Annotated in this window: 21 protein-coding genes and 1 pseudogene; 10 read left to right on the plus strand and 12 right to left on the minus strand. The window is 54.6% G+C overall.

What is annotated here, in order from left to right; genetic code table 11:
• Positions 1-30: 30 nt before the first annotated feature.
• Positions 31-825 carry a GLPGLI family protein gene (locus ABD949_RS10455; RefSeq protein WP_345243213.1) on the minus strand — a complete coding sequence of 265 codons (795 nt, stop codon included), beginning with the start codon at positions 823-825 and terminating at the stop codon, positions 31-33.
• A 153-nt stretch (positions 826-978) separates the two neighbouring features.
• On the opposite strand from ABD949_RS10455, the gene ABD949_RS10460 reads away from it, so the two are divergent.
• From ABD949_RS10460 to ABD949_RS10470, 3 genes are all read left to right on the plus strand, one after another.
• Positions 979-2,517 carry a sensor histidine kinase gene (locus ABD949_RS10460; protein WP_345243215.1) on the plus strand — a complete coding sequence of 513 codons (1,539 nt, stop codon included), beginning with the start codon at positions 979-981 and terminating at the stop codon, positions 2,515-2,517.
• A 4-nt stretch (positions 2,518-2,521) separates the two neighbouring features.
• A complete protein-coding gene (locus tag ABD949_RS10465) occupies positions 2,522-3,199 on the plus strand; it encodes a response regulator transcription factor (RefSeq protein ID WP_345243217.1) in 678 nt (225 codons plus the stop codon).
• 122 nt (positions 3,200-3,321) lie between these two features.
• Positions 3,322-3,573, plus strand: coding sequence for a hypothetical protein (locus ABD949_RS10470; protein ID WP_345243219.1), 252 nt, complete (start codon positions 3,322-3,324; stop codon positions 3,571-3,573).
• A 67-nt stretch (positions 3,574-3,640) separates the two neighbouring features.
• Here the strand turns inward: ABD949_RS10470 and ABD949_RS10475 are convergent, their stop codons facing one another.
• On the minus strand, positions 3,641-4,240 hold the full coding sequence (locus ABD949_RS10475) for a hypothetical protein (RefSeq protein WP_345243221.1): 600 nt from the start codon (positions 4,238-4,240) through the stop codon (positions 3,641-3,643).
• Positions 4,241-4,457: 217 nt separating this feature from the next.
• On the opposite strand from ABD949_RS10475, the gene ABD949_RS10480 reads away from it, so the two are divergent.
• Positions 4,458-4,613 (plus strand): hypothetical protein, encoded by a 156-nt coding sequence (locus ABD949_RS10480; protein WP_345243223.1) that lies wholly within the window; start codon positions 4,458-4,460, stop codon positions 4,611-4,613.
• A gap of 38 nt (positions 4,614-4,651) precedes the next feature.
• Here ABD949_RS10480 and ABD949_RS10485 read toward each other — a convergent pair whose 3' ends face one another.
• A complete protein-coding gene (locus ABD949_RS10485) occupies positions 4,652-5,359 on the minus strand; it encodes a hypothetical protein (protein WP_345243225.1) in 708 nt (235 codons plus the stop codon).
• A gap of 65 nt (positions 5,360-5,424) precedes the next feature.
• Here ABD949_RS10485 and ABD949_RS10490 point away from each other — a divergent pair, with 65 nt between their 5' ends.
• Positions 5,425-6,153: a helical backbone metal receptor gene (locus ABD949_RS10490; RefSeq protein ID WP_345243227.1), complete on the plus strand. Its 729-nt coding sequence runs from the start codon at positions 5,425-5,427 to the stop codon at positions 6,151-6,153.
• A gap of 10 nt (positions 6,154-6,163) precedes the next feature.
• On the plus strand, positions 6,164-7,186 hold the full coding sequence (locus tag ABD949_RS10495; RefSeq protein ID WP_345243229.1) for an AraC family transcriptional regulator: 1,023 nt from the start codon (positions 6,164-6,166) through the stop codon (positions 7,184-7,186).
• Here ABD949_RS10495 and ABD949_RS10500 read toward each other — a convergent pair.
• The 8 genes from ABD949_RS10500 to ABD949_RS10535 form a co-directional block, all read right to left on the minus strand.
• On the minus strand, positions 7,122-8,165 hold the full coding sequence (locus tag ABD949_RS10500; protein WP_345243231.1) for an NAD-dependent epimerase/dehydratase family protein: 1,044 nt from the start codon (positions 8,163-8,165) through the stop codon (positions 7,122-7,124). The genes ABD949_RS10495 and ABD949_RS10500 overlap by 65 nt on opposite strands.
• 32 nt (positions 8,166-8,197) lie before the next feature.
• Entirely contained in the window at positions 8,198-8,545 is a 348-nt protein-coding gene (locus ABD949_RS10505) for a DUF4260 domain-containing protein (RefSeq protein WP_345243233.1), read from the minus strand.
• A gap of 193 nt (positions 8,546-8,738) precedes the next feature.
• Positions 8,739-9,986 (minus strand): 3-phosphoshikimate 1-carboxyvinyltransferase, encoded by a 1,248-nt coding sequence (locus tag ABD949_RS10510; RefSeq protein ID WP_345243235.1) that lies wholly within the window; start codon positions 9,984-9,986, stop codon positions 8,739-8,741.
• A 97-nt stretch (positions 9,987-10,083) separates the two neighbouring features.
• On the minus strand, positions 10,084-10,686 hold the full coding sequence (locus ABD949_RS10515) for a hypothetical protein (protein WP_345243237.1): 603 nt from the start codon (positions 10,684-10,686) through the stop codon (positions 10,084-10,086).
• 92 nt (positions 10,687-10,778) lie between these two features.
• Complete coding sequence (locus ABD949_RS10520) at positions 10,779-11,339, minus strand: DUF502 domain-containing protein (RefSeq protein ID WP_345243239.1); 561 nt, start codon at positions 11,337-11,339, stop codon at positions 10,779-10,781.
• A 21-nt stretch (positions 11,340-11,360) separates the two neighbouring features.
• Positions 11,361-13,004, minus strand: a complete 1,644-nt coding sequence (locus ABD949_RS10525) for a mucoidy inhibitor MuiA family protein (RefSeq protein ID WP_345243241.1) — start codon at positions 13,002-13,004, stop codon at positions 11,361-11,363.
• Positions 13,005-13,193: 189 nt separating this feature from the next.
• Positions 13,194-16,508: a glycosyl hydrolase gene (locus ABD949_RS10530; protein WP_345243243.1), complete on the minus strand. Its 3,315-nt coding sequence runs from the start codon at positions 16,506-16,508 to the stop codon at positions 13,194-13,196.
• 16 nt (positions 16,509-16,524) lie between these two features.
• Positions 16,525-20,142, minus strand: a complete 3,618-nt coding sequence (locus tag ABD949_RS10535; protein ID WP_345243245.1) for a family 78 glycoside hydrolase catalytic domain — start codon at positions 20,140-20,142, stop codon at positions 16,525-16,527.
• A 311-nt stretch (positions 20,143-20,453) separates the two neighbouring features.
• On the opposite strand from ABD949_RS10535, the gene ABD949_RS10540 reads away from it, so the two are divergent.
• From ABD949_RS10540 to ABD949_RS30785, 3 genes are all read left to right on the plus strand, one after another.
• On the plus strand, positions 20,454-20,834 hold the full coding sequence (locus ABD949_RS10540; protein ID WP_345243247.1) for a hypothetical protein: 381 nt from the start codon (positions 20,454-20,456) through the stop codon (positions 20,832-20,834).
• A 132-nt stretch (positions 20,835-20,966) separates the two neighbouring features.
• The gene (locus ABD949_RS10545; protein WP_345243249.1) at positions 20,967-23,264 is read left to right on the plus strand and encodes an efflux RND transporter permease subunit; all 2,298 of its coding nucleotides are present in this window, start codon (positions 20,967-20,969) and stop codon (positions 23,262-23,264) included.
• A 43-nt stretch (positions 23,265-23,307) separates the two neighbouring features.
• The gene (locus ABD949_RS30785; protein WP_425576740.1) at positions 23,308-23,532 is read left to right on the plus strand and encodes a winged helix-turn-helix domain-containing protein; all 225 of its coding nucleotides are present in this window, start codon (positions 23,308-23,310) and stop codon (positions 23,530-23,532) included.
• Here ABD949_RS30785 and ABD949_RS10550 read toward each other — a convergent pair.
• Positions 23,428-23,760, minus strand: a complete 333-nt coding sequence (locus ABD949_RS10550) for a hypothetical protein (protein WP_345243251.1) — start codon at positions 23,758-23,760, stop codon at positions 23,428-23,430. The two genes, ABD949_RS30785 and ABD949_RS10550, sit on opposite strands and share 105 nt — an antisense overlap.
• 37 nt (positions 23,761-23,797) lie before the next feature.
• On the opposite strand from ABD949_RS10550, the pseudogene ABD949_RS10555 reads away from it, so the two are divergent.
• Positions 23,798-25,456, plus strand: a pseudogene (locus ABD949_RS10555) (carboxylesterase/lipase family protein).
• Positions 25,457-25,525 lie beyond the last annotated feature (69 nt).

Consider the following 25,525-nt stretch of genomic DNA (forward strand, 5'->3'; position numbering starts at 1 on the left):
TCGTGTGGTGTGGATAGAAGGGAAAGAAAATTAACGGGGTTCGTCGGCCATCATGCGCTGGCGGAAATCGGCCAGGGCTTTATGACGGAGGTCATCCAGTTGTTCCTGCGTTACGGTCAGTGCCTGTTCGTTCGGCTGCACATCCTTCGCGCTGACCGATTTTTGATCAACTTTGGTGGCTCTAAACGACTCGCGGTTGCTTTCAATCTGCAGCACCACCCCCTTCTCCGGGGCCAGGCCATTGATGGGCGAATACGTAAAGGGCAGGTCGGTGGTGTACCAGACGGTGTAGGTCTCATTGCGGAACGGCACTGTCGCTTTCCGGCAGGTAAACCCGGCTATTTTCTTCGTCTGGTCGGAATCCTGCCAGCCCGGTGTTTTCACGTAGGTTTTTTCAGCACGATACGTTTTGGTATCGTTGTCTTTCTTCACCGCCAGCACGGTAACGTATTTCTTATCGGCCATATCGACGTACACTGTCTCGTCGAACGGGCGGCCCAGGTTGGTTACCTGTGGGGCTGCTCCTGCGCCAGGACCATCGCCCCCAACAAACCGGCGCACTACCATATTAGCGCCTTCGCGTTCCTCTTTTCCGTAATTACCCGCAAATGTCAGTTTCATCGAAAACGAGCGGACGTCCGGAATGTCGGCCGGGGCGTCGGGGCTGCCGGGTTTTACCTCCTGCCCGTTAATGACAATCCGCATCTGTGACATATCAATCTTTTGCATGGCTTCGTAGGTGATATTCCCGGAAGCCGGTTGCGCCTTGACCAGACCAGCCGACAGGGTAGCGATGCCGGCCGCAAGCATTGTGAGTAGTTTCATGAGCGTAAAACGTGATTAATTTTGTTGGTCCAAAGTACGGCAAGCCCGGTGTAAAGCACTGTTATTTTGTGTTAAACAGTGTTAACGCCGGATACAAAGCCAGAGCGCTGTCGTTAGTTTTGTAAAAAGGCCCGCTACTGAAGGGCGTGACCAATGAAAAAGCGCATTCGCTCCATATTCCTGCTGATGACCCTCTGTATTCTGGGTATCAATCTGTTTCAGGGATACTGGCTCTACACAACGTACCAGCTTAACATCCAGCAGTTCAGCCGGACGGTTCGCGACGCTCTCTTCGATGCCTTGCAGAAACGCCAGCTGGCCGATGCCCAACAGCTTTTCCGGACCAAAGCTCCCAATGGAAAAGCCCCGCAGCGTGTCATATACCGGCGTTTCGAGTCGGAAACCGGCGATCCCGACCGCATCCTGGTTTCTGAAAGCCGCGACACCGTGCGGATGCGCCTGGAAGAAGACCGGTCCAATGTTATGGTGTACTCCTTCCGACGAAAACCCGGCGAAAAAGCGGAAGAAACGCTCCCGGCCGATACGCTGGCCCGCAAAATATCGAAAATGCTGATCTACAACTGGGCGGAGAACCGGCCGTTTAATATGGCCAAAATGGATTCTACGTACCGGGCGGAGTTACGGCTTCGGGAGGTAGACGCCGATTTTTTGCTGGACACCCTTCATATTGCGGCTCAGCCGGGACCAGCTCAGCGCGTTCGGTTCACCGGTCAGGCACGGGAAGGATTCGCGATCAATACGCCCCCGGTGCCGGTGAACCCGGTGCAGGGCCAGTTTTTGCAGGCGTGGTTCAAAACGCCAACCTCGTATATCCTGCGAAAGATGGGCTGGCTGCTGGGTAGCTCGGTGCTGCTGCTGGTGCTGACCACCGGCTGTTTCCTGTTCATGTTGTCGACCATTATCAGGCAGAAAAAGCTGTCGGAAATCAAGAACGACTTCATCAACAACATGACGCATGAGCTGAAAACACCCATTGCCACCGTGTCGGCGGCCGTAGAAGCCATGCAGCATTTTGGGGCCCTCAACGATCCGCAGCGTACTGAGAAATACCTCACCATTTCGCGCAACGAACTGCAACGCCTGTCGGACCTCGTCGAAAAAGTCCTGAACATGGCGGTAGAGGAGAAAAAAGACATGGTGCTGAATCCGGAATGGATAAAACCGTCGGAGCTCATCAATCCAATTATCAGTAACTATCAGCTAAAAGCCACTAAGGCCATTCAGTTTGAGGTTGATATGCAGCCGGATGAAGAACCCGTCCGACTCGACCGCTTCCACCTCACTAACGCCATCAATAACCTGATCGACAACGCCATCAAGTATTCCGGAGAGTCGGTAACGATTCGGATCAGCAGCGGAAAGCAGGATAAGATCTGGCGGCTGTTGATCAAAGACAACGGCATCGGGATTCCCAGGGCGTACCAGGAGGCCATCTTCGATCGGTTCTTCCGCGTTCCTACCGGCAATCTCCATCCGGTAAAAGGCTTTGGCCTGGGGCTCTCTTATGTCCGGCAGGTCGTGGAGAAACATGGCGGTCAGGTTGAGGTGGTCAGCGAGCCGGGAATGGGCAGTGAATTCATTCTGTTGATTCCCGAACTGGGTGGTGATGGCGTAGTCGGTATTAAGAAATTTCGGGTTAATCTTAATCCGCTTCACTCTTCCTCTATATAACGCAATGGCAACTATATTACTAATTGAGGATGAAGTAGCCCTGGGCATGATTGTCCGGGACAGTCTGGAGGTGCGCGGCTTTACGGTAACTTATGCCGTTGACGGCGAAGAAGGGCTGGCCCTGTTCCGGGCAAATAAGCCGGATGTCGTGGTCGCCGACGTGATGATGCCAAAACTGGACGGCTTTTCGCTGGCCGAGCGCATCCGCGAGGACGATCCGTATGTGCCCATCATCTTCCTGACGGCCCGCTCCCAGCCGGCTGATGTCGTAAAGGGCTTTGAACTGGGCGGCAACGATTACCTGAAAAAGCCCTTCAGCATGGACGAACTTATCGTCCGCATCAAAGCCCTGCTGAACCGCAACCATCCTCTCCGATCAGCAGACCCGGAAAAACTCACCATTGGCAAGTACCACTTTGATTATACGAAGCAGAAACTTGCCCTGAACGGCCACGAAGAGCTGCTCTCCCACCGTGAAGCCGAATTGCTGAAACGGCTGTATGAACACCGCAACCAAGTGCTGGAACGTAGTTTAGTCCTATTGGATCTATGGGGTGACGATAGTTTTTTCAACGGCCGCAGCCTGGATGTATTCATTACGCGGCTGCGTCGCTACCTCAGAGATGACCCCAATGTGCAGATTCTGAACGTTCGGGGCGTGGGATACAAACTCATCGCCTGACAATACATGTATAAACATCAGTCAATCAGCATTTTGCGAAAATAGTTATATTTTTTGTTACAAAAGTGAAAAGTATGTTTGCATACTACTATATTTGCGCTAATACTTTTACCTATCGTAACATGAAGATCAGATTTTTTAAAGCCCGGCAAAGTTCGTTGCTTATTGAGACGATAGCCGACCTGGAGAAGTATTTTGGCCTGGATGCTACTCCTTTCAAATTTGACTACTACGCGGAGCTGGACCGCTCAGGTAGTTTGAAGCAGATTGATGTAGAAACCTACCTGATCCAGACGAAGGTATGGTTTATGTGCGAAGACGGCGACTATATGATTCGCCAGCCAGAGCCTGTCCTTAGCAAGACTGCTGCGTAAGATAAAACGACCTTCTGAATACAATTAAAAAGCCCCGGCAGCAACTGCCGGGGCTTTTCTTTCGGGCTTAATTTTTGGTGGGCGGGGGCGGATTAATCATGATGTGGGCGCGGTGCGTACCGGGGTCCATAATCCAGGGCATACCCGGCGATTCAGGCTTCAGGGGCAGACCCGTACTTTCGGCGGTAGCGTACGGAATATACACCACGTAGCGGAGATAGCCGTCTTTCACCTCGCCGGTGGCCGTATCGAAATCACCGTCTTTGGCCGAATAGGCGAACAGGGTTGAGGGCTGCTTAGGCATTTTCAGCGTACCGGCCTTTACTTCTTTCTCACGCATATCCATAATCTCCTGCGCCGTTTTGCCCTGTTTCTGGAGGTCACGTCCTCGCTTCATAAACGGATCCAGATCGCGGTGGTAGCACGATACGCTCAGGCCTTTCTTGTCCGGGTCGTCGGTGAGGCAAACCATCTCGTTGGTGCCTTTTCGCAAGACCACAAATTCTTTGCCGGCATTGTAGCCGTACACCATAGCGCCATCGCGTTTGTCGGCGGGGGCAGCCAGCACGGCCGCTTTGATCTGGGCTTCGGGCGACGGAACGGCGGACTGGGCCACCGCACCGAATGCCAGTACCGAAAGGGGTAGTAAAGGAATAAGGATTTTCATAAGAGTCTGATTTTGCTGAAAAGGTAAGCGGTCGTTGTCAGTAATCCAACAGCCGGCCGGGGTCACCGGGCCAATTTGCACCAGAAAATCCAGGCATCAGCCGGTAGAATCAGACCGCTTACACAATTTAAGTCCGTTTATGAACAAAAATGGTTCAGCAGCGGAACTTATGCCCCAATATTGGGTTAGAACTCACAGAAGCCAACCACTCCACACTATGAAAGCAGCACTCAAAAAATTATTCTTTTGCCGGGGCAAAAGCAAGGTCGCTACCAGTGCGCCCGTTACCGCTAAATCCCGTTCTGGTCGGCAGCACCGAACGTTACGGTTCAACAACCTCAACGAGCTGTCGCAGATGACGTATATTCTGTAATTTTCCGGAAGGGTCGGTTCACACCGACCCTTCTTTGTTCAGGCCAGTTCCCGGCAGAATTGCAGCAGTTGCTTCAGGTCCTGCTCCTGCCGAAGATTCAGATCATGCGCTTTCAGGTATGCGTCTATTTCTTTCCTGTGCTTCGGAAAAGCTTTCTGGATACCCGACTTATCTGCCCTAAACGCCTGATTATTACCGTCGATCAGAAAATAAGCTTCGTCTTTGGTCAGTAGCATATCCCCTTTAACTTCCAGCCGCTGCACCTGTCCGTTGGCCGTTGCCAGTGACTTGTACGTTCGGATCGCCGAAGCGCCCGACGATTGGTTATAGCCTCCTTCGCGTTCACCGGCCACAATTTTCATCTCCCGTTTTATCGCCAGCTTCATCGGGCTATAATCGGCCACTACCTCCAGAAAGCCACTCTTTGGATCATAATAGAATACATCGCTACCGACGTCAATTCGTTTGATGGTTTGCTCATTAGCCAGCGATAAGGTATCTCCTGTCGGGTCAATAAAATGCATTTCGCCCAGCAGAACGCTATAGTTTAACGTTGCCTTCGCGGTGGAACCGTTGTAAAAGGCAACCGTACCGGGCTGGAAGTTGGCATAGCGGTAGCGTTCCGGAACCGGAATAACCTTTCTGGCGTCGGCTCCGGCTTTTACACGGATTATCCTGGCGTCCTGCGCCCATAGACCTGGGTGGGGCAGGAAAAGTAATATAAACGACAGCGGTAGTAATTTCATAAAGCGGGAACAGGATTTGCTCAGTTAGAGGTAAAATAATGTTAATTCCAGATAATACCTAATTTATGCCGCCACAACGCATTGTCTCCCTGGTTCCTTCCCAAACAGAACTGCTTTTTGATTTAGGTCTGGACGAGGAGATTGTCGGTCTGACTAAGTTCTGCATCCATCCAAAAGCTAAAGTCAGCCTGAAAACCATTGTGGGTGGCACCAAAACCCTGCACCTGGATCGTATCCACGCCCTTCAGCCCGACCTCATTATCGCCAACAGGGAAGAAAATACCCGTGACCAGATTGAAGAGCTACAGCGCCACTACCCTGTTCATATCACCGACGTAGTCACCCTCACCGATGCCTTAATCATGATCCGGACAGTTGGTGAACTGGTGGCTAAAGAACAGGAAGCCCAAACGATAGCCGATGAAATAGAACATAGATTCACCGGGATACTGCCCCTTGCGCCCCGGCTCCGCACGGCCTACTTCATCTGGCGCAACCCCTGGATGGGGGCGGCCGCCGATACCTTTATCCACTCCATGCTCCTGGCAGCTGGCTTTCAAAATGTGTTTGCCCACCGGAGCCGCTACCCCGAAATCACGGAACAGGACCTACAAGCCAGCCAGCCGGAACTAATCTTGCTGTCGTCGGAGCCGTATCCGTTCCGGAAAAAACATATAGCTGAGTTACAGCAGTGGTGTCCGTCGGCACGGGTGATGCTGGTGGATGGAGAGCTTTTCAGTTGGTACGGCAGCCGGTTATTGCGTTCAGCTGCGTATTTTCGTGAACTGCATTAACGAATCAGGCATGGCAACGAATGACACACTCTCGGCAGGCTCGTTTAACCTGCTTCTCTACACGGCTCAGCAGCGCGGGGCCAATCCCGAAGCCCTGATTCAGGCCGTGGGGGTCGATCCGGCGCAGCTGAAGCACCCCGACGGACGAATTCCGATCCGGCAGATTCAGGCGCTCTGGAAAGAAGCCATTGCCGCTACCGGTGACCCGTATCTGTCGCTGCACATGGGCACCATCATCAATCCGGTATCGGTCGGTATACTGGCGTATGTGATGATGCACTGCCCTACCCTGGAGAAAGCGTTTGAGAAGTTGTGCCAATATCAGGATATTGTCTGCGAAGGTATTGTAACGACCGGTCAGCGGGTTGGCGATGATTACCACCTGACGTTGCGCATCATCAGCGACGACATTATTTTTCCCGAACACGCGCTGAATTCGGAGGTTTCTATTTACCTGTCGGCGATGCGGGCCTTGACGGGGCAAGCCGTTACAGCCAAAGAGATCCGCTTTGCTTACCCCCGGCCGCTGGATACAAGCGAACATGAGCGGGTATTAGCGCCGGCCAGGCTCTCTTTCGATGCGCCCGAAACCGTTCTGGTGCTGGATGCCCACTGGCTCAACACACCCGTACTGAATGCCAATCCGAATCTCTTCCCGCTCTTCGAACGGCACGCCGACGAACTGCTGGAAAAACTCCGTACCCCCACGCTCGCAGCCCGTGTCAAGCAGGAAATTGTCTCTTTACTGAAAGGCGAAGAACCAACGCTGGCCATTGTAGCCGACCGCCTGGCCATGGGCGTACGTACGCTGCAACTCCACCTGAAAGACGAAGGCGTTACTTACCAGCAGCTACTGGATGAGGTACGTCGTGACCTTGCCGTCAAGCACTTGCGCGAACCGTACCTCAGCACCACCGACATTGCGTACCTGCTGGGCTACTCCGAACCGAGCGTCTTCTTCCGGTCGTTCAAGAAATGGATGGGCTCGACACCCGGTGCCTATCGGCAGCAGACGTTCCTTCAGTCGGCCTGATGACGGGGGTAAATTCCTGCTTTAGCTGGTGTCTGGCGAACCAGGTTAAGGTATCCGTCAGCGCCTGGTCAAGGGGCGTCTCGCTGAAGTCAGGAAAGAGCTGACGAATCTTGTTATCATCCAGGATCACGCTGTTCTCGTAGAGGTAAAACATTTCCTTGAGTTCGCGCATCATCGGCACAAAGAGCCCCAGCACGAAAAACAGCCATTTTGGATATACCTTAATCTTCAGCTGCTGGCCTGTCAGCGCGGCAATCTGGCCAAAGAGCCAACGCACTGAGGGAACTACTTCGCCACCGTAGTTCCAGCGTTCATAAGGCTGCTGGTTACCACGCAGCATCAGCCGCACAATGATCTCGGCCGCGTCGGGGGTGTACACAAACTGATGCGGGATGTCAGCGTTGAGCAGCCACGGTAACGCCTTTCCCTGCAAGGCCCCTTCAAACACGGGCTTTACACCTTCGTTCAGCACGTTTGGCCCCCAGAAGTCAGGCAGCCGGACCGTCAGCACCCGACAGGCACCATCCTGAGCGGCCCTGGCCAGCAGATCCTCCAGTGCCACCCGCAAGGCGCCTTTCCGGCTGTTCGGCACGGGCCGGCTGTCTTCGCGGATCGGCTCGTTGGCATTACCGTAATTGTAGACGTTACCGGGAAAAACGATAGTGGCCCGGTTCTGTCGGGCAGCGTCGATGACGTTGCGGGTAGCGGGTTCCATATGCGCAAACCACTGGTCGTAGGGGTAATTGATGCCGTGAAAAATAAACTGCTTGCCGGCGGCTATCTGCCTCAGCGTGTTAGCATCCTGCACATCGCCCTCAACAATGGTAAGCGTGGGCGCATTGGGGAAAAGTGCCTCTGCCTTCAACCGATTGCGAACCAGTATGGTGACGGGCAACTGACGAGCCAGGAGATTGGTGGTAACGGCGTATCCGATGCTGCCGGTAGCGCCCAGGACAAGAATGTTTGGTTGCGTAGTCATGGTAATTGGTTTACGGTGAAGGTTAGCCTGACTTAATTCAATGTGCCGAGGTGGGTCTGTTTGAAGCTGGTGGTGTATTTCAGTCCATAGCCCATCGTCCGGTCCATAGCTGCGTGGCCAAGCAAGATCACACCCGCCAGCATCACCCCCGGCTGCTGCATCAGCAGACCCATAACGCCCACCAGCAGGGCAATCCCCTTATGATGAAAGAGGTTGTATAGATAAGCGCCCAGACGCGGATTAACCAGATACCCCAGCATACCGATGTCCGGCAGCAGGATCAGCGCAGGAAACCACCACCAGGCAAATGGCAGTTGACTGAACAGAACAATGGAGACAAGGAATTGGGCGAGTTCTTCGAGTTGCAGGATGGTTTTCATGACCGATGTTGTTTTGCGGGTTGAACACAACAAAGGTCAGCCGAAATCGCCGGGTAGCCGGTGACGGAAAGTGAAAATGAAGTGACGGTTTACGAAATAGTTTCAGGTTCAAGGTTTCATGTTCTTAGTAAAGCCAGCCAGCAGGCCGCTGTGCCACTACCTTGAAACCTGAAACCTTGAACCTGAAACAATCTTAACTATCCGTTGTCAAACGAACGCCCGCTACCCTTGCAAAATCATCCCAGAACGATGGGTAGGACTTGGCAACGACATTAGGTTCTTCGATGAACAGGCCCCGTTGCATAGCCACCGGGGCAAACGCCATCGCCATGCGGTGGTCGTCGTAGGTGTGGATGCGGGCGTTTCCCGTCGCCGAAGCCGGAATATCCATCGGGCGGACCTCGTAACGGTGATTGGCTTCGGCTTCGACCAGTACGGCACCGATCTTCTGGAGCTCCGCCTGAAGGGCTGCCACGCGGTTAGTTTCTTTGATCTTCAGGCTTTCGATCCCCGTCAGCGTCAGCGCAGTACCTTTCACGGCGCAGCAAACGGCTACCGTCTGCGCCAGGTCCGGACAATCGGTAAAATCGACCGCCAGCGATTCCTTAGCCGGTATTTTGGTCAGGCGTACCCCCGTGTCGGTGAAGGTGCTTTCGACGCCCAGCGGCCGCATGATGTGGGCAATAGCGCTATCGCCCTGTAGTGATTTTTCTTTCAGCCCCAGCAGTTCTACCTCAGCTTCATCGGCCAGCGCAACCACACTGTACCAGTAGCTGGCCCCCGACCAGTCGGACTCGATACGGTACGATTTCGGCTCATAGGCTTTAGCGGGCACCGTAATGGTTTTATTGGTCCAGTCAGTTTCGGCTTCCACCCCAAAATAGGCCATCTGCTGAAGAGTCATTTCAATGTACGGCCGCGAACCAATGTCGCCGGTCAGTTCCAGTACAATGCCGTTGGGGAGCATAGGCGCAATCATCAGCAGTGCCGAGATATACTGGCTACTCACCCCCCCCTGGATAGACACCCGGTTGGTACCGCTATACCCGAACCCTTTGGTGACGAGGGGCGGATATCCTTCATGTTGCAGGTACTCAATATCGGCTCCCAGCAGGTGCAGGGCGTCAACCAGAATACCAATGGGCCGCTCACACATGCGGGGCGTACCGGTCAGCGTCTTGTGCTTCCCGGTTACGGCGAAGTAAGCCGTCAGAAACCGCATGGTCGTGCCGGCATCAATTACATCAGCCACGGCGTCTTCCGACCGCAGCAGGCGGATCATCGTCTGCGTGTCGCGGGCGGTCGAGAGATTATGAAGATCACAGCGAAAATCCGTCAGCGCATCAATAATCAGCGCCCGGTTGCTTTCGCTTTTGGAGGAAGCTAACGGAATAGTGGCCCGTACGGGACCAATTGGCGGGGTGAGGTAGACTGCATTCATCCCGCAAAGCTACACGTTGGAGTTAAGAGTTAAGAATTAAGAGTTGAGAATTATAAAAGCGTGCGCCAGCCCAACTCTTAATTCTTAACTTTTAACGCTAAAGTGTACGTAGCACGCGAAGGCGGTTGTTTTTGTTGATACGGTAGCGGGGGAAGCTCAGTTTGTAGCAAATGGCTCCGGCTCCGATCAGGGCTCCGGCGGGAACCAGTGACCGGCTGTCGAAAATAAACCGGCCCGAACGCCCGTCGAGCGATTTAGGATTGACGTAATCGGCAATGGCGAAGACTACCCCCGCCAACGGGAGAATAAACGAGCCCGCGGTGACCCAGGGAATCTGGCGGTCGATATACACCTTCTGTACGTCGCCGAGCCGGAACGAGAGCGGCTCCTGCCGGTTCATAATCTCGTTCGGTATGATAATACTGAATGTGGAGTCTGTTACAACGTACAGGGGAGCCTCGTACTTGGTGCCATCAACCCGGGACTTGAAGCGAATTTCGTCTCCCTCAAAAAACCGGTACCGGCGAAAGCGGACCATGTTGTTGGCATCGAGCGCCAGATAGCGGCCCGGCCGCATCAAAACCGCATACTTAGGATTCTGGCTCAGCGACCGTGAGCCGGTCGGGTCGGGTGATATAGTCTGGGCCTGTACAGACCAGGTCAGACTGGTAAACAGCAGGAAGAAAAGCCATGGTTTCATAGTCACGAATGGTTTATGGGCCCAGGAATGCCGTGACCTCGCCAACGCGTCGGTTAATCAACAGCTTCCTCTTGAATACAATACCATTTTCGTTAACTTTTTGTTGAAACGCCACCCGAAACGATCATTTTCATGACATCGGTGCTGGAGGCATTCAGCAACTTCACATTGGCGACCGGCACTATAAACAGCTCGCCCGAGAAAGCGTAGGAATGCGGCATGTACACTGCCACCGCATCCTTAATGTGCAGGTGACTCAGGTCAGTCTGGGTAATAAACCCGAGTTTGCTCAGCTCCGCCTGCGGATTGACCAGCACCAGCACGGGCTGATTAAACTTCTTCTTGTCGCCCACAAAGGACGAGATCAGGTCTTTCAGCGAAAAATAAATCAGCCGAACCAGCGGCAGGTGTTTGATGGACCCTTCGAACAGAGTCAGAAAGGAGTTCGGGATGATGGTAGATACCAGCACCCCGACGCCGAATATAATACCCAGCATTATGAGCAGGCCAATGCCCGGTATGTCCGACGGATTCAGGCTGTCGGCCCACTCGAAAATGCCGTAGAAGACGTAGATGGTCAGCCCGATTGGAGCCACAAAAAGCAGACCCCGCCCAAAATAGGTGATGGCGCGGTTAACGAAGGTAGTGAGCACGAGTATAGTTCGGTACGGTGGTTATTCGGCATTGGTCAGCGTTCTGCCTTTGGGGTATTTCACCTCGTAGCGGAACGTCAGCGTCCGGCTTTCGTTGGGTTGCAGCATCAGATTCCACGTCAGCCGCCCCGTTTCCGCATGATGAACCGCCCCACCGGCATCCTCCAGCGATACCTCAATGCGGCTGTCGGTCGAGACCGGAATCTGGTCGTACAGAGTCAACTGCACCGGTTCATTTTTGGTGTTGCGTACCGTAATGCGGTAGCCGTAAGTATCACGGACGTTGCTACCCAGGGTCTTACGGCTGCTGAAATCGGTCATCTTTTCCCGCTGCACCAGAATCCGCTTGTCGCGTCCCAGCGACAGCACCAGCGAATCGCCCTGACTGGTAGCCGCATTAGCCTGACGAAGGTTTAACTGAGATTCGCCCACGTAGGTTCCTTCAAAATATACCCGCGCCACACCGTTTAATAAATTCAGTTTTTCCCAGCCCGACAGCACCGCCACCAGAAACGCGTCGGTATCGACTTTCGGACTGGCGGAGTAGCGGTACCTGGCTGGTATTTCACTCGTCTGAATATCCACCAGTTGCGGGCGGCTGTTGGTCAGAATGGAGTAGGGAATGGAGATATTAAAACTAACATTGAGCGGTTGGTCCTCTACCTGGGTGAACTGAGCCGTATTGGCCAGATCGACCGTAGGAGCCGCAGCCGCTTGGGCCACTACCGCAGTCTCACTGGCATCGGTGGCTCCACCGGCCATGGCCTTTGAATAGGCGCGCTGCATGGGCACGGGCCGGGGCTCGTAAAAACTCACGTACTGCGTACCCAAATCCGGTTGGGTGCCGGATAGCGCCGGATTGGCAGTGGAGAGTGACAGCCGCACATTCTCCCAGTCGAAGCCGGTATTCTGATAAACATAGGCTCGGTAAGCAATGGAAGCCGGACTTTTGGTGTTTTTTACCCGGATGTCGTAGACGGGCGACCACCCGGCTCCGGCGACGACATAGCTCAGGTTTAGGTCAACGACCGTGCGGGTGCGGGCCGTCAGGGTTACTTCAATCTCCCCCACCGGCCGGTTACGCCGGGCATTCTGCTCGTTCACTTGCCCTTCCAGCCGGTCTACGCGCTGTTTCTGCTCCCGGAGCTGGCGCTGCACCACCAGCATTTTCTGGCCGATCTCGGTCAGCCGTTTCCGGTAAAAATCGGCCATATCAACCACCTCCTTTACGGTAGCGCCCTTGTCTCCGCCTACCTTCTGGTTGGCGAGTACCAGCCGTTTTTCGTTCTCCAGCACCTCCAGTTCCAGGGTAAGAGTTTCAAACGTCTGCCGGGCGGTACGCAGTGAATCCTCCAGCCGCTGTAAGGCAGCCGGTTTAGATACCTTCGTCAGAAAGTTGGTCCGGAACTGAACGCCCTGAATCACGGCATCGCCCTTGCCACTGACCTGAATGCTCTGCGGATCGGTCTGGGCAGCCGCATTGTCGATAATCAGACGGGTGGTACCGGCCTCCAGGGTGGCCCGTGCCTGAGCCGTAAGTTGAGCGCGGTTCAGAAAAACGGTGGCCTGCTGCAGCGAAGCCTGTACGCGCTGCTCATGGTCGGATTGAGCCAGTGCCGGCCAACTACCCAGGCTGATGAGGGTTAAAAAGAGGATGCGTTTCATGACGGTTTGTTTATCTACCCCTTATAGACACCAACCATGGATCATCCGTTTAAAACAGGACTCAAGTTTAATGCCGGTTCACCGGCCGCTGTTCGAAAACTGGTCGAATCAGCAAGCCGACCCGCTCGACAATAAACGCCTGCGGGTAACACGCATCCAGCCGGGAAACGCCCGAAACACAGATGTCTACTACTTTTTCAGCAGTATACTTACCTCGCTTAGCAGACCCGACGGCAACAGGGGGGCATTGGCCTGGTAGAACGGCATGGTGGTGAACGTCGTTTTTTGTTTGACATCGGGTTGGGCATCGCCAATCAGCCGGTTTACCCAGAGGTTGGTTACGCGTACCTCCAGCGAGTTGGCACCAGCTTTCACGGCATCCGTAATGTCGAGCCGGAACGGCTTTTTCCAGGCGATTCCCACATTCTTACCGTTCACCAGTACTTCGGCCAGATTTTTCACGTCGCCCAAATCCAGTTCATAGCGACCACCTTTTACCACCGTGGGGAGGGTAAACGTCGTGTTGTACGCAGCCGTGCCGGAGAAATACTTAATGTCGGCATCGGTATGGTCTGACCACGACGTCAGTTTATTGAAGGTTACGCTGCGGGCAGCATCATCCTTCTGGCCAAAATTTACCGTCCACGGCGACGAAATGGTTACCACAGGAGTTACCGCTACTGCCGGCTTGGTGTAGGAGGTTGTGGTTGCCTGGTCGCGGAAGACGATGAAATACGCATCCCAGGATTCGAAATGGAGCGGCACTGTGGTACGGCCGTCTTTAATCTGGTACGATACCTTCTCAACAGCACCGGTCTGGGGATTCCACAGTTCGGGTACTTTGCCCATCATCCGGAAGCTGACTTCCGCATCATTAGGGTTTTCGCTCCGGCTGTTGAGCCAGTAGATATCTTCGTTGCCGGTCTGGCGATGCACATACAGCACCTCGGCCTTATTGTTGCGGATAATCACGTCTTCCGGCACGTTGACCGACTTCAGCACCTCAACGGGCGACTTGTTAGCCGATACGTTCGGATTGCTCCAGATTTCGGTCACGAGCGCGGTAAACTCGGCCGGGTTATCGCTCAGACTCGGTGACTTCTCCGGCCTGGTACCGGTTACTCTGGCACCAGCTTTAACCAGATCCCGGATTTTCTTCAGCACGGGCAAGGTCATCAGCTTCGCCGTTTCATCCAGCACCAGCACGCTGTACGACATGCCGCTCGGCGTTACCAGTTTACCATTCTTTACCTGCACCACATTCAGCAGCGCCGATGCGTTGACAAAATCGTACTCGTAGCCCGGAATACTTGGGAGTCTGGTAGCAAAGGCACTGGTAATATTGGTATTCTCGCCGTAGTAATACAGCACATCGGCCACGAACCGGCCCTGCTGTAACAGGTGGGAACTGCGGCCCAGGTAATCCATCCAGGGTTTGGCCTGTTCGGCCCAGGTTTCCTGGCGGGTGAAATATTGCCCGAAAGGGCCTAGCGAAAAGCCCGGCTTTTTATCATCCAGCGGCTGGTGTACGGAGGTGTGAATCACAAAACGGTTCAAACCCGACGCCATTTCCATATCGGCGGTGCGCTTCAGCTTTTCGGGATGCCAGCTAAAGGCATTGCCGATGGCGGTCATCGACTCAGCCGCAACCAGGTTCTGCCCGTATATATGCGCCACCGACGCCGACTCCCGGATGTCGGCTTTGCTTCTGACTTCCTCGTCACCGCCACCGGCCAGACTGCCCGGCGTCCACATGGCCGACATCGGAATATCGGCGTGGCGTTTTACATCCATGCCGTCGGCCAGGTAAATGCGCTTATTTTCGTGCGATTCGGTATAACGCTTCATGCCGCGCTGGTGCAGGGCGTCGCCAATAACATCGTAGTGGTTTTCGGCGATGAGTTCACCGATGGTTTTGCGAAAATCCCACAGAAACTTCTCGCTGGCTTCGGTACTGCGTACCACCCGTCCAGTCAGTACGGGAATCCATGGCTTCAGATCGTACCCACGGCGTTTGGCAAACTCCTCAGGCAGGGCTTTGGTCCAGGTCATGTGGCCGGCTTCGTAGCTGTCCAGTACCATGTACTGCAATCCTTTGGCTCCCATCTGTCCGCCGGTGGCATCTTTGTACATGTCGAGGTATGTATTGATGTAGCGCTTTACGGCATCTTTGTCGAGTTTATCGACCTCCAGGCCGGTGGCTTCGGGAGAGGCCGGGTGGTTCTGGCGGCCCGTCAGCGAATAGCCCATCCGCACAACAATCCAGTTACCGGCCGGTGGAGTCCACGACAGACTACCATCCGCACTCATCTTTGCTGTTAAATCAATCACATCCTCGGTAGGGATTACATCGGCATTGGCTACGACCGGTAATTCGCCTGTCTCTTTCCAGGGATTAAAACCGGCCTTGTCCTCAAAGAGGTTGATGCGGTCGGTATTGTGCAGGACCAGTTCAGCCACGTTAACGCCCTCCGGTTTGGGCGGTTCGGGCCTCCCCCCCGCCATAGCGGCAAACATATTGGCTTGACCCGGTAAGGTTTTGAACGTAAATCGGAAAAATTTGGCGGTCGTTGGCGGAATGCTCATCGTATTCTGGGCCACGATACTACCCGGAATGGTAACTACTTCCCGGAAGGTAACACCATCGTCGCTGACCTTAAGCGCCCGGTTCTCCGGACCACCGTTGAATTGTTCCAACGGGGTATGGTTCGCACCCACAATCGAAAAGGCTTTGAAGGTCTGTGGCGTATCGAACGCGTACTGAATCCACATGTCTTCACCTACCGGCTGGGGCGGCAGGTATTTGGCGTTGGTCAGGTCACCGTCAGTTAACTCAGCGAGGCTAAACGTACCGCCACTGGCCGTGACTTTAGGCTTAAATTCGGTGAAGAATTTATCTTGGGCAGGCAGGCGATAAGCGATGACCAGCGCATCCTGGTAGTAGGTTGGCAACTCCCCCGTTGCCCCACCCAGCATCGATGATTTTGGTAGGGAGACATGCTGGAAATCGCCCGTCGTAGCCGGTGGTTGCGGCAGTTTACCGGTAAAAGCCTGTCCACCCGTAACGCGGGTTTCGGTCCAGACGTATTTTTTCATGCCGTCCTGCGGTTGCACCCAGGGGCCACCCGTTACGCTCCAGCCGGGGGAGCCGGCGATGGCCATTTCGAGTTGTAGTTTCTGGGCCAGGTCGGTGGTAAATTTAAAGGCGTCTTTCCACTCGGGTGTCATAAACACCAGCTTTTTCGGCACGACCAAGGGCGTAAACAGGCTGGCGTCGAAGTTCTGAAAACCCCCGATGCCGACGCGGTTCATCCATTCGAGGTCCTTCTGAATACCGTTTTTGGTGATGTTGCCGTTCATCCAGTGCCACCACACGCGTGGTTTGGCCGCATTGGGTGGGCGCTGAAAGCCCGCTCTGAGCGATGGGTTAGGCTGCGCCTGTCCAAGCAGAGATAAGGCAAGGAGCAGACCTGTAAGTTTTGAAGTTACCCGTGGGTGTATCATTGATGGAACAAGGCTATTAATTTCTGATGTCAAACACGTAAGTACCCGAGCCGAGCGGCAGCACTACCTGGCCATTCTCCTGCTTTGCGCCTTTCCATTGCGCGATGGATTTGCCGCTTTCCTTCACCTGAGCGAGGCTGTTGGCCGGCAGGTAGAGCGTAGCGGTGGTGTTGGCGGGAACGGTGGTTTTGTAGGTCCAGGTATTGCCCGTTTTCCGCCACTCGCTGTTGATACGGCCGTAAACCGAATCGTAGTGTCCTTTGGCAAAGGTAATTTTCCCGTCGGGGTCCGGGGTGGGTTTCAAAACAAATTCTTTGAACCCGGCTACCTGCGGATGCCGCTGAATCCCCAGCGAGTAAGTATACATCCACGCAGCGACAGCCCCGAACGAATAGTGGTTGAAGGAGTTCATGCTATTGTTACCGCCAAAACCATTCTCGACGGTATACGAATTGAGCCGCTCCCAGATGGAAGTGGCGCCGTTGACGACCGAATACAACCAGGACGGATACTCCTTCTGCTGCAACAGCCGGTATGCCAGGGCATGGTTACCATTCTCGGAAAGGGCATCGCTGATGGACGCCGTACCGATGAAACCTGTCATCAGCGAATATTCAGGCCGTTCCACACCGCCATCGTCTTTGTTCTTCCGCTGAATCGCTTCGTTCAGGTATTTCACAGCAAAGGGTTTGTTGTCTTCATTGAAGACTCCCAAAGCCAGCGGAATCGCGTACGAAGCCTGCGTGTCAATCAGCTGCCCCTTATCGGATTTCTGCTCTCCCTGCTGCGCATTCGGTGGTCCCATAAAGCCTGTTTTTACGCCGGACTTCACCGTCCGGTATGTGCTTTTGTCCACATAGATGGTATTGAAGGCGGTTTTGATTTCCTGCTGGCGCTTGCTGAACTGGCTGGCATCATCAGTTTTACCCAGCAGGGCAGCAACCTTGCTCATGATCCCTAAGTCGTAATAATAGTAAGCCATCCAGAAAAGGGTGTTGTCGTTTTTGTTGTTTTCCGGGCTCAACCAGTCACCCAGGGGCCCTTCGTTCAGAATGCCGGTCTCTTTCTCAACTTTGCTCTCCAGAAACTGGATGTACCGCTTCATGGCGTCGTAGTGTTCCCTTAGGACCTGCACATCGCCGTATTGCCGGTAGGTTTCCCAGGCCACCACAATGCCGGCGCTGCCCCACAGCGTACCGCCGAAGCCGCCCCCCATAGGTGCTACGTCGGTAAACCGGCCGGTCTCAGCCTGTACATCCCGCATGGCCAGGAGGTGCCTCCGTAAAAACAGATCGGCATCGGTGAGGTAAGTAGCACTTTTCGAGAATACCGAGATGTCGCCACTCCAGCCCATGCGTTCGTTGCGGGCGGGGGTATCGGTCGGGATCGACAGGAAATTGCTCCGCAGCGACCAGGTAATATTCTGCCACAGCTTATTAACCAGTTCATTTGAGGTCTCGTAGCCCGACGCCAGATCCGATATAGAACTGATCACCAATCCTTTGACATCGCCGGCCGGAATTGCCTGGTCCAGGCCTGTTACTTCGAGATACCGGTAGCCGTGAAAGGTAAAGCGGGGCTGAATTACCTCGTCTCCCCCTTTCAGCCTATACAGATCCTGCGTGAGGGCGGCCCGGATGTTTTCCATCATCACCATACCCTCATTGCCTTTGTAGTCGGGCAGGTTCGGGTATTTGACCTCAGCATAGCGCATCGTTATGAGCTGACCTTTTTTGCCGTTTTTGATCTGAATCTGCGGAACGCCCACCATATTCTGGCCCATATCGTACACGAATACACCGGGACGTATGGTTTCTACCTCCCGGGCGGTCAGGGTCTTCACAATGGTGGGATTATCCCCCATCTGCCCAACGAGTTTAAAGTCTTTATAGTCAAAGGTGCTGGTGCGGCTCATAGGGTCAGTGAACGTGCCCAGGTAGGCGGTACCCTCCAGCGGCACGGCCACCGCCGGTTTCCAGCCGCTATCGTTGTAGCTGGCCAGCGACCAGCCGTTCACCTTATCTTCTTTGGTGGCGTCATACACTTCGCCCTGGAAAAACGAGCCGTAGCGGATGGGTCCATCGGTGAACACCTTCCACTCCGCAGGGTTGGAGACCACCGTCTGCTCCGTTCCATCAGCGTAGGTAATAACGAGCTTGCTCAGGAGCGACTGCCGGTCGCCGAAGTAGTTCCAACTCTCTCCGCTATACGTAATATTACCACTCCACCAGCCCTCACTCAGCCAGGCCCCAATCGCGTTGCGCTGTCCTTGTTTAACGGCACCCGTTACGTCGTAGGTCTGGTACATATGGTTTTTGTTGTACTGGGTCAGACCGGGGTTAAAGTAGTCATTGCTGACACGGCTGCCGTTGAGGTACATTTCGTAAATACCGCGAGCAGTAACGTACAGCCGCGCTTTGGCGATGGGCTTAGCCTGCGTCGTAAAAACCGACCGGAGCATAGGGGCGGCATTCCGGCTCGGGTCGGCGGTAATCAGCGCTCCCCCTGTCACAACGTACTGTCCGTTGGAAACGGTAAGATGAGGAGACTTGAAGATACTCTGATAACCAGGTCTGGCCAGATTTTCGGTGAATAACGGATTGGACGGGAACCGGTAGTTTTTGACGACGACATCCGAGAAATAAGCTACCTGGTTTTGCGGTACGCTGAAGCCAATATCGGCCAGCATCGGAAAGCTGATGTAGTTATTGCCGCTGCCGACCGGATTGAGATTAAAGCCACGGGGAGCGAACCGAGATTGGGCCGACGGGGCATTTTTATCCTTCAGCCGGTTGCTATCCTGGTTGCCGTCGACAAAAAACTCAAAAAGGCCGAAGTTGCACTCAACAAACAGATTATGCTTCTGGTATTTATTCGCGCTGTTGATCAGAGTCTGGGGAATGTCGAAGCTTTTTAAGGGAACATCCGCCTTGTCGTCTTTGGTGTAGCCGACCCGATAGATGGTCAGTTTGGCGAGGCCTTCGGGTGCTTCGCTCACGTTGGCAATGTCTAGCTCCAGCGCGATGTACCCCTGATTTGGGCCGTTCTCCCGGCCCATCAGGTTCAGGTTTTTGTTCATCAGCCGCCGGTCATTAGCCCCGAAGACAAAGGACGCTTTGGTGCTGTTGGTCCCTTTGTCGAGCTGAATGCCGTACTGGAATTTAAATACCGAAAGGTAGTGGGCATACAGTACCAGATCCTCGTCACTGCCGCCAATCCAGGTAGCGCCGGACCAGGCCGAAACAGAAGAATTCATCAACCCGGTTTCAAACCACGAGGAAGCGGTGTTTACTTTCCCCTGATTATCCCAAACCGTCAGTTTCCACGTATAGCGGGTGGTCGGCTGCAGGACACTGCCCGCATATTGGATACCGTGCGCAACGCCGGAATTGATTTTTTGGGTATCCCAGACCACCTGGTTCTTTGGATCGGTCACCACGAGCCGGTAGGCCTGCTGGGCGTATCCGCGCTGATTGTCCAGCGCCTTCATCTGCCAGGAGAAATGCGGGGTAGGAATATCCATACCGAGTGGCGTTTTCTGGTAGTCTACCTTCAGGTTTTCCAGGGCAACACCAGCCAATACGTGTCCAATAATCAGCAGACCAGCCAGGCAGGTAAGTATTAATCGTTTCATACACATAGGGAGCTTTTTCATCGAGGTTAAGCCGAAGCCTGCGTGAGGCCATCCTTTGCTTGCCTCAATCGTTACTAAATTCTGCAAAACGCAACTGGGCACATTGAGCTATTTTACAAAAATATTGCACTTTACAGCGTATATCCTTGTCTGTATTGAGAATTTGTTTGCATTTTTTGCGACGTAGCGGTTCCTGTTGCCAAATGACTACTCTGTCAGGCCCGAATGCCTGACCGGAGCGTAGTCTCATCGGCAAACCGGTGGGGTAACATTGCGCTTCTACGGAAAATGTCCGAAGTTTGCTTATTCGTATGAACCGTAGCCTGCTGCACATACAACGCTCTGTAAACTGGTCATGGGGTCTGCTAGTAGCTTTCCTGCTGGTGCTTTGGCCAATGGAGGCTGCACAGGCCCAACGTTACTTGGAGCGGTCGCGGCAATCCTACCTGTCGGCCAGGTCCCTGCACCACACCCGGTCTGCGACGCAGACGCATCTTCAGCAGCCGTCTGCGCTGCTGGGTATTCAGGCCGGTGCCAACCTGACTCCTTCTACGGCTTATCTGCCCGTTTTACTGGTTGCTATCTGTCAGGTTTTTTTGCGCCAGCCGGTTTTTCTCCGTCCAGGTTCCTGCGGTTCACTGGCGTTTCTGCGGTTGCTCTTTGAGCATCAGATTGCCATCAACGCGCCCTGACGCGATTCCTTCACGTCCTGCTCGCTTCTTCTGTATTTTCCTCGGTTGAGTTCCGGCCGGGTACCTGCTGTTGTTTACTGGCTTCCGATACCTGTGGTGTCGGTCCTCACCTACGTTTTATTTCCGATCGGTATGTGGTCTGCCCTTACCCAATTCCTGCTTTCTTACCGGCGTTTACTGCTGGCAATCCTTCTTACGCTTACCGCCGTAATGGCCTACATGGGGGCTACCCGGCTTCAGTTATCCTACCAGATTGCCCGCGTTTTACCCATGTCCGATACCACGCAGCAGCAGTATGAACAGTTTAAGCAGCGCTTCGGGGCCGATGGCACCCTGATGGTCATCGGCTGGCAGGATAACCGCTGGTACGATCTGCCCGTTTACCAGCACTGGTACGACATGACCGAACAGGTCCGGCAATTGCCGGGGGTGAAAGATGTGCTGTCCAGCACGCGGATCTATACCCTGGAGCGACTCGATACCGGCTGGCAGGTATGTCCCCTGCTGAACCACCGGCCCCGGTCACAGGCGGAAGTCGACAGTCTTCGTGACCGGACACTGGCCCTGCCTTTTTACCAGGGACTACTGTATAACCCCAAGACGAAAGCGACCCTGATGGCTATCTCCTTCGACGAGAAGAGCCTCAATTCCCGGCAGCGTATTGCCATGGTAGAAACCATCCGGCAGCACGGTCAAGCCTTTTCGCAGGCAACGGGTATACCGCTCCACTATTCAGGCCTGCCGTCCATCCGCACGGAGGTGATGAAGAAAGTTTCCGGCGAAATGAAGCGGTTCCTTGGGCTGGCAGCCGCCGTAACCGGCCTGATAGTGGGACTCTTGTTCCGCTCGATGCGGGTGGTGGCCCTGTCGATGACCGTAGTTGGCATGGGCGTATGCGTAAGCGTGGGGACACTGGCCCTGCTCGGCTATGAGATAACGCTGCTGACCGGTCTGCTGCCCCCCCTGCTGCTGGTGGTGGGAGTCCCCAACTGCGTATTTCTGGTTAACAAGTACCACGAAGAACTGGCTTCGCACGGGCAGCAGCGCCGGGCGCTGGAGGTAATGGTCCGGCAGATTGGTCTGTCATCGCTGCTGGCCAATGTAACCACCGCTATCGGGTTCGGGGTGTTTTACTTCACCAACAGCCGGCTGCTGATGGAATTTGGCGTAGTAGCTGCTATCTGCGTTATGGCTGTTTATGCCATTTGCCTGGTTATGGTTCCTGTTCTGCTGAGTTATCTGCCGTTGCCAGCGACCCATTCGCTGGCAACGGTGCAGGAAGGGCCCTGGCAGCAACTGCTAACCCGAATTGCCGGCTGGGTGAGCAGCCGGCGGGGACTCATTTACGGCTCCATCGCCCTCATTACCCTGGTGAGTGCGCTGGGTATGCTGCGAATCCGGGTGGAAGGCTACATTGTGGATGACCTGCCCAAAAACGACCCGGTGTATACCGACCTGCGCTTTTTTGAGCAGCAGTTTAAGGGCGCCTTGCCACTGGAATTGACGATTGACACCGGGCAACCCAACGGCGTCTTTGCCGGAACCGCGCAGTCCCTTTACAAAATCAGGGCCCTGGAGCGGATCATGGACGATTATCCGGAGTTTTCGAAACCCCGGTCGCTGGTCGATGCGGTACGGTTTGCCTACCAGACCTACCGCGGGGGCGATTCCCGGTACTATGTTTTACCACCTGCGCTGGAATTGCAGAAGATGGTCGGCACTACGCCGTTGAACACCAGACAGTCAACGCTGGCCCAGTCGTTGGTGGACAGTAGCCGGCAGATCGCCAGGGTGAGTTATCAAATGGCCGATGTGGGCTCCATCCGGCTCCGGCAGGTGTTAGCCCATGTACAGCCCCGGCTGGACTCACTCTTCAGCGGAACCGATATGCGCGTTAGCCTGACGGGCCACAGCCTGGTATTTCTGAAGAGCAACGATTACCTGATGGGCAATCTGTACGAAAGTCTGCTGATCGCCATTTTGCTGATCGCCCTGGTGGGGATGATCCTGTTCCGGTCGATCCCCATCATTTTGCTGTCCAAACTGCCCTGCCTGATTCCGCTGGTGGTTACGGCGGGCCTGATGGGCTATACCGATATTGCTTTCAAACCGTCGACCATCCTCATTTTCAGTATCGCCTTTGGCTTAGCCTCCGACGGCACAGTGTACTACCTGACCAGTTACCGGCGGTGGCTCCAGGCTGGTCTGGAACCCCAGGAGGCTGTGACAAAGGCTATCTACGAAACCGGACCCAGTCTGATCTATACCGCGCTGATTCTGGCGGGTGGTTTCAGTGTGTTCGCGCTGTCGTCGTTTGGCGGTACGGCCGCCTTGGGTGTGCTGGTCGCAAGCACCATCCTGATGGCCTGCCTGACCAACCTGATTCTGTTACCGGCTCTGCTGCTGAACCTGAAACGGTACCGGGTATAAAGGCACCCCCTCAAATAAGGTTCTTAACGCTCATTTAGGCACTATGTCACGCACTGACTTTTTAATTCTAAATTGCTTCAGCGAGCAGGAGTTTCTTTCATTAGATGAAATCGTGCGAAAGACTGGCATCCACCTGCCGCTGTGCCGGTTACGATGTGACGCCTTACGAAAGATGGGGTTTGTCCGGATTCATAAAACGCCGGATGAGCACATCTACATCGTCGCCATCAGCGCCGACGGAAAAGCAGCGTTGGCCGCGCTCAACTAACATGTCGGAGCGCATCGGCAGGCGCTCATCGGCCAATTGCAACCATCGCTCAGTGACAAATAAGGCCCGCCCGACGATGTTGATACCATTTACCCGGCAAAACCCGGCACCTGCCCCTCGTTTTTCGCCATTCGACCAGATTGTTTTGGATAAGGTTTTCCCATCAAAGAAATTAGTTTGCTGGGGGAAACAGCTTTCTACCAAAGATGTACCGTGTACCGGGAGCACGGTCTGTATGTTTCTCTACCTTTAACAAAATCAATGCATGAAACCATCGCGACGTAATTTTCTGCAATCACTGGGTGTGGGCGCAGCCAGTCTGGGTATTTCTCAGCAAGCAATTGCCACGGGTGCGCAACCGCCGAAGGCGGCCAAACCATCGGCCGACGACCAGATTTTGTTTGTCGGCGACAACATTGCCATTGCCAATACCGAATACGGCAAGGTCAGAGGGTTTATCCTGCGGGGTGTCCATCAGTTTCTGGGTATTCCCTACGGGGCCGATACCTCCGGCAAGAACCGCTTTATGCCCCCGCAGAAACCCACGCCCTGGACCGATGTGCGTCCGGCCCTCTGGTGGGGTAACTCAGCTCCGCAGATCATGGAAAAGCGGTACGCCAATCCGTACGCTTCGTTTGTCGACCACTGGAACTACGACGATGTATCGGAAGACTGTCTGAAGCTGAACGTCTGGACCCCGGCCCTGGATAACCAGAAACGTCCGGTGGTGGTCTGGCTGCACGGCGGTGGTTTCGTTAACGGCAATGGTATTGAACAGGACGGCTACCATGGCGAAAACCTGGCCCGTCTGGGCAATGTTGTGTTCTGTTCGCTTAACCACCGGCTCGGCGCGCTGGGCTATACCAACCTGAAAGCCGCCGGCGGACATGCCGCGTCGGGCAACGTGGGTAACCTGGATATGGTGGCCGCCCTGGAATGGGTCAAAAACAACATTGCCAGCTTCGGCGGAGACCCGAACAACGTGACCATCATTGGCCAGTCGGGTGGCGGAGCTAAAGTGACCACGCTGATGAATATGCCCTCCGCGAAAGGACTCTTTCATAAAGCTGTCGCGCTGAGTGGTAGTTCACTGGCCGGGGTAAACAAGGAGTATTCCGAAAAATTAGGATTGAAGGTGATGGAGGAGGCCGGCCTGAAGCCGGGTGACATCGACAGGCTTCAGCAGATACCCTGGCGGCAGTATATCGACATTGCCAACCGGGCCGTGGAGAAAATGGCCGACGAAGCCAAACGGCTCAACCTCGTGCGTGGCGGCTACTCACCCGTGGCCGACGGCGTAACGCTGAACGATGGTGCCTTTTTCAGTAATCCCAGTCATTTCTCGGCCGACATACCGATGATGATCTGTTCGACATTCCATGAGTAGAGCCCCAGCCGGACCGATGCTGCGCTGGAGACTATTTCGCTGGCCGAAGTAAAAGAACGGATCAAACCCCGCTTCGGCGAAAAATCCGGCGACATTGTGGATGCGTACGCCAGGAACTTCCCGAAAGCGCGTCCGATCGAGATCTGGGCGTTGGTCATGTCTAACCGGAAGAACGCCGTGGCAGCCGCCGACGCGAAAGCCTCGCAGCAGAAAGCTCCCGTGTACGTAGCCTGGTTCGGCTGGCAGCCGCCCCTGTTCGACGGCCGGATGCGGGCCTTCCACTGCGATGATATCTGCTTCTGGTTCTACAATACCGACCTGATGCTGACCCATACCGGCGGGGGCAAACGGCCACGGGCGCTGTCGGAAAAGATGGCGAAGTCGTTTATTAATTTCGCCCGGACCGGCAACCCCAACGGGGGCGGTTTACCTGCCTGGAAACCGTATACCAAGCAAAACGGAGAAACCATGATCCTGGACGATGCGCCGTTACTGGTAAATGATCCGGACCGCGAGGCACGTAAATCACTGGCGTAGCCGTTACATAGGCTGAGGCTGTTCAGAAATTTATATCCTGAACAGCCTCAACCTCACTGTCATTCCTTA

Source organism: Nibrella saemangeumensis, from assembly GCF_039541915.1.
GTDB classification, from domain to species: domain Bacteria; phylum Bacteroidota; class Bacteroidia; order Cytophagales; family Spirosomataceae; genus Nibrella; species Nibrella saemangeumensis.

Excerpts from the sequence above, each read along its gene's own strand:
- ABD949_RS10490 (WP_345243227.1), top strand. The coding sequence starts at position 5,425 with ATGCCGCCACAACGCATTGTCTCCCTGGTTCCTTCCCAAACAGAACTG.
- ABD949_RS10465 (WP_345243217.1), top strand. The coding sequence starts at position 2,522 with ATGGCAACTATATTACTAATTGAGGATGAAGTAGCCCTGGGCATGATT.
- ABD949_RS10540 (WP_345243247.1), top strand. The coding sequence starts at position 20,454 with ATGAACCGTAGCCTGCTGCACATACAACGCTCTGTAAACTGGTCATGG.
- ABD949_RS10505 (WP_345243233.1), bottom strand. The coding sequence starts at position 8,545 with ATGAAAACCATCCTGCAACTCGAAGAACTCGCCCAATTCCTTGTCTCC.
- ABD949_RS10475 (WP_345243221.1), bottom strand. The coding sequence starts at position 4,240 with ATGAAAATCCTTATTCCTTTACTACCCCTTTCGGTACTGGCATTCGGT.
- ABD949_RS10470 (WP_345243219.1), top strand. The coding sequence starts at position 3,322 with ATGAAGATCAGATTTTTTAAAGCCCGGCAAAGTTCGTTGCTTATTGAG.
- ABD949_RS10455 (WP_345243213.1), bottom strand. The coding sequence starts at position 825 with ATGAAACTACTCACAATGCTTGCGGCCGGCATCGCTACCCTGTCGGCT.
- ABD949_RS10510 (WP_345243235.1), bottom strand. The coding sequence starts at position 9,986 with ATGAATGCAGTCTACCTCACCCCGCCAATTGGTCCCGTACGGGCCACT.
- ABD949_RS10530 (WP_345243243.1), bottom strand. The coding sequence starts at position 16,508 with ATGATACACCCACGGGTAACTTCAAAACTTACAGGTCTGCTCCTTGCC.
- ABD949_RS10500 (WP_345243231.1), bottom strand. The coding sequence starts at position 8,165 with ATGACTACGCAACCAAACATTCTTGTCCTGGGCGCTACCGGCAGCATC.
- ABD949_RS10525 (WP_345243241.1), bottom strand. The coding sequence starts at position 13,004 with ATGAAACGCATCCTCTTTTTAACCCTCATCAGCCTGGGTAGTTGGCCG.
- ABD949_RS10535 (WP_345243245.1), bottom strand. The coding sequence starts at position 20,142 with ATGAAACGATTAATACTTACCTGCCTGGCTGGTCTGCTGATTATTGGA.
- ABD949_RS10460 (WP_345243215.1), top strand. The coding sequence starts at position 979 with ATGAAAAAGCGCATTCGCTCCATATTCCTGCTGATGACCCTCTGTATT.
- ABD949_RS10485 (WP_345243225.1), bottom strand. The coding sequence starts at position 5,359 with ATGAAATTACTACCGCTGTCGTTTATATTACTTTTCCTGCCCCACCCA.
- ABD949_RS30785 (WP_425576740.1), top strand. The coding sequence starts at position 23,308 with ATGTCACGCACTGACTTTTTAATTCTAAATTGCTTCAGCGAGCAGGAG.
- ABD949_RS10515 (WP_345243237.1), bottom strand. The coding sequence starts at position 10,686 with ATGAAACCATGGCTTTTCTTCCTGCTGTTTACCAGTCTGACCTGGTCT.
- ABD949_RS10545 (WP_345243249.1), top strand. The coding sequence starts at position 20,967 with ATGTGGTCTGCCCTTACCCAATTCCTGCTTTCTTACCGGCGTTTACTG.
- ABD949_RS10480 (WP_345243223.1), top strand. The coding sequence starts at position 4,458 with ATGAAAGCAGCACTCAAAAAATTATTCTTTTGCCGGGGCAAAAGCAAG.
- ABD949_RS10495 (WP_345243229.1), top strand. The coding sequence starts at position 6,164 with ATGGCAACGAATGACACACTCTCGGCAGGCTCGTTTAACCTGCTTCTC.